Genomic DNA, 3,685 nt, shown 5'->3' with positions numbered 1-3,685 from the left:
ATGCGACCACCTCCATAACGGTCCGGCCCCCCGCTGCTTCCCGGCATATTTGGGGTGCCGGGAAGCAGCTCCCGTATCGCACGGGAACTGGGGTTCTCATTAAGACAAGCCTCGATGATCGTCGTCGTGATCGTGGCGCTGACAATCGGGCAAGACATGATTTTCCTGACCAGCATGTTGCTTTCTTTGTTCACCAACCGCAACGGGAGAATTGGATTAAAAACATGCGGAATCTCAAGGCGGGTTTCATTAACTCTTGTCAATGGACAGGTCACGGTCGGTTGTGAATAGGCACCCGATCTTGACTCGAATAGGAATCGCTCAAGTAGCTGAAATATCTCAGGTTTTTTTCGCAAGAGGCGGGGCTTTGCGTCGATGCCGATGCATAGGCAGGGGCGTTATGTCCCAGCTCTTTCCAAGCCGAGAGGCGGTCAGTGCTGCGAGCTTTGGTAATCTGACGGCAAATCCCCACTCACGGAACACGTCTCTTTTGGTGGGGTGCATTTCGATGACTGGCGCACCGTATTTCTCAAAAAGCTTAGAAGAAAAGTACACGGGCGACGGTGCGCGCGCCAAGCGCAGGGTCTTGGAGCGCGGCAGCGCCGATCTGTCTTTGGGAGGGATTAACGCACGTCAATGATGATTTTTGTTTTACCCGTGATCGTGGATTTCAAGCCGTGATCATGGCTAAGCACGAAATCCCGCAGGGGTGGATTGGCGTGGATAATACTTTGATGGGAGGGGGCGTCGGTTCCGGCCCCTCGCAGCTTCACGAAAGGAGCAAGGCATGCCATTCCACACGAACAGAAGCGCTTGGACAAACGCCGACATGTCGCCATGGAGTACACAGGAATGCGCTTGCAGCTGCGACGGGCGAGGTCAGGACCCGGCGCGCGGTGGCGATCTGGTGCAGGCAATGAGGCTGGTGCAGGCAATGAGGGTACTGGCGGCATCTGCGACTGACCAAGCAACGCTCAACGTGGGTGATGCAAGCGACGATCAGCTTGCGGATCACTTGCAAGCCTCCCTCGACGTTGTCGCGAAACAGCTTGAGCACTGGGACGCCAAGCCGACCAAGGATGGGTACGCGCCAAAGGCATGGCTCGAACGTGCGGCTTTATCCCGCCGGATGCGTAATGCCGAAACCGCGGTTTGGCGCAGTCAATGGATGGCTCGAGCGATCCGAACGGAGCAGGCCAACCGGAAAGAGCGGGCCAAGGTCCGGCATGAGGCTGAGCTCACTGATACGCGGGAACGTCTTGAGCAGATCTTGGGGCACGCGCCACGAGAGGCGCAGCAGGCCGTTGCTCATGCTCAGGACGTGATCGAGGCAACCGAACGTATTCGCCGGCTTGTCACCGACTTGAGCTTGATGGCGGGCAGCACCAAGCTTGCCTCACAGATCGACCGGATACGCGATGATGCTGACATTGCCGCCCGTGCCCTTGGACAGGCTCCCCCTGAGATGCCGTCCGTACCGGATAACCTGCCGACCAGTGTCGAGGTACAGCACGTTCTCCCGGTCCTGCTGGGCCGTTGGGATTTCGATGCCATTTTCTCACCAAAGACAGAAGCCGGAAGGACCGCTGCGCTTGCGCGCAAGCTAAGGACGCTTGAGGGCCGACGAGAAACGTGAAAAGTGTCGGATTCAGAGCACCATACACGATTAAGTCAGTGCCGCGACCGATGCTGCATGTGTGGCCTCAAGGCAAAGAGGGTTCCTCTGGCCGCCGCGCGGCGCCAACACTGGTCCCGGATCCTGTGGAGGCCCTGAGATGGCCATGAGCCCTTCCCTGCATCTATGGCGCGTGGTCCTGGTCGCTGGCCTGCATGACGCTGCGAGGGCACGCACGCCACAGGATGCGGCATGGATAGGCTCACCCGACTTTGTGCAGGTCTGCATCCTGGCCGAAGTGAACCCCGAGGCGGTTTTGCACGTCTATGCGCCCGAGAGATTTACAGGGCGCCGCAAGGTGGCGTAGATCCTGGAGCAACTAAATTCAGCCCAACATCGTGATCCATCCCCGGAAAACAAAGCAGTGACATGTCTGATCGTTTCTGGTTGAGCGATGTGCAGATGGCGTATTTTCCGCACTGCTACCGTCGACCCTCGAAAATGCTGCGCGATGGATGAACGGCCTGCCTGGTGAATCCTCACTTCAGGATAACAAAGCCCACGCAAGGCCACCTTCAACAAGCACTTGCTCCAACATTCAAGCCGATGGCATGACAGACGGAGTCCAGGCTATCGTAGGTATCCACGTCCTCAACCTCGCAGAAAATATTTTGCCCATCAGTCATGGAAGGCAAGCCGTCATTCGCGGCTTCGTCGCAGCGCCAGAAGAGCCTTAGCGCAGTTCTCAGCGCTGCCCAGTTTCAAGCGCATAAATACCATTTAGACGGATGCGCGCGGTGCCGATGGCAATCTTGTCGCCGTCAATCACATAGACCATGCCCGTTACCGTCGCGCCATGTCCGGGAGCGGGGATCTTCAGACCGATCCTGACAGCATCGGACTTGATACGCATTCTCAATGTCATGTTGCCGCCAGCACCAGAACCATAGCCTTGGAACCGAAAGACGAACAACCTGTTCAATGCGTGCCATGACACCCATGGGTGAAAGGATCCTCCCACGCTGGACTTTCTATCCGCCGCTATCTTAGTTTCACCGCTGTCCGTCGTCAGATAATTTGGAACAGAAGAGCGAGCTTTCGTTTGGAGCCTCTGGCTCACCGTGGGTTGATGTTACGCGTTTTCAGTTTCGTGGCGCAAGCGCCGGGTGAGCATGGTTTTGCGTTTAGTCTCCTCTCGCTGTTTCAGGATCTGCTTAGCGCGGCCGAGGTAGACGTCGGCAGGCGTCAGGTTGCCCAGGCTCTCGTGGTACCGGCGGGTGTTGTGGTATTCGACGAAGGCACCGATCTAGTGTTCTAGATCCCCCCGCAGGAAGTAATGCTCGAGCAATACGCGGTTCTTCCTGGTCTGGTGCCACCGTTCGATCTTGCCCTGGGTCTGCGGGTCGTACGGCGCCCCGTGGACATGATCCATGCCCTTGTCCTCGAGATGATCGGCCAGATCGCCCGCGATGCAAGACCAGCCGTTATCGCTCGACAACCTTGGTCTGGCGACCACGGTGGCGCTGTCGCACCCCGACACGTCCAGGGCCAGGTCCAGCGTGGAGGTCACATCCTCGGCCTTCATCGTCGTGCAGAGCTTCCAGGCGATGATGTAGCGGCTGCGATCGTCGAGGATCGTCGACAAGTGGACCCAGCCCCACCCAAAGACCTCGAGATCGGTGACGTCCGTCTGCCAGAGTTCGTCGGGCCGGGTGGTCTGGTCCTTGAATTCATTGGCCGCCTTCATCACGACATGCGCCGGTGCCGTGATCAGATCCTCCGCCTTCAGGGTCCCGTAAGCTGATGCTTCCACGATGAAGTTGGAGGGATCAATTCCCCGACGAACGGTTTTCCAGGGTCAGATCGACAACGACCTCCTTCAGCGCTGTCGTCTCCGAGCGCAGCTCCTTGACCTCCGGCGCGCTCGCCTGACGCACGGTATCGCCGGCCAGCCGCTGCCTGCCCGCCTCGAGACACTCCTTCGACCACGTGTCGTACAGGCGCTCGCGTGCGTCGGGACAACGATCCCCCGGATCGTTTTCCGATCCTCCTCACCCCTCACGGCGGCAC

General features: G+C 58.5%; 2 protein-coding genes and 1 pseudogene. 1 reads left to right on the top strand and 2 read right to left on the bottom strand.

Annotation, left to right across the window (positions count from 1 at the left end):
* Positions 1 to 787: 787 nt before the first annotated feature.
* Complete coding sequence (locus tag V8324_RS21305; protein WP_336421901.1) at positions 788 to 1,636, top strand: hypothetical protein; 849 nt, start codon at positions 788 to 790, stop codon at positions 1,634 to 1,636.
* A 724-nt stretch (positions 1,637 to 2,360) separates the two neighbouring features.
* Here the strand turns inward: V8324_RS21305 and V8324_RS21300 are convergent.
* Both V8324_RS21300 and V8324_RS21295 read right to left on the bottom strand, forming a co-directional pair.
* Complete coding sequence (locus tag V8324_RS21300) at positions 2,361 to 2,528, bottom strand: hypothetical protein (RefSeq protein WP_336421900.1); 168 nt, start codon at positions 2,526 to 2,528, stop codon at positions 2,361 to 2,363.
* 219 nt (positions 2,529 to 2,747) lie between these two features.
* Positions 2,748 to 3,615 (bottom strand): annotated as a pseudogene (locus V8324_RS21295) (transposase); the annotation flags it as partial.
* Between the last annotated feature and the right edge of the window lie 70 nt (positions 3,616 to 3,685).

This window comes from Roseovarius sp. D22-M7, assembly GCF_037083785.1.
GTDB lineage: Bacteria > Pseudomonadota > Alphaproteobacteria > Rhodobacterales > Rhodobacteraceae > Roseovarius.
The sequence above is the reverse complement of the archived record's forward strand: the minus strand, read 5'-3'. Positions and strand labels throughout refer to the sequence as shown.

Coding starts and splice junctions, on each gene's coding strand:
- V8324_RS21300 (WP_336421900.1), bottom strand. CDS start 2,528: ATGCGTATCAAGTCCGATGCTGTCAGGATCGGTCTGAAGATCCCCGCT.
- V8324_RS21305 (WP_336421901.1), top strand. CDS start 788: ATGCCATTCCACACGAACAGAAGCGCTTGGACAAACGCCGACATGTCG.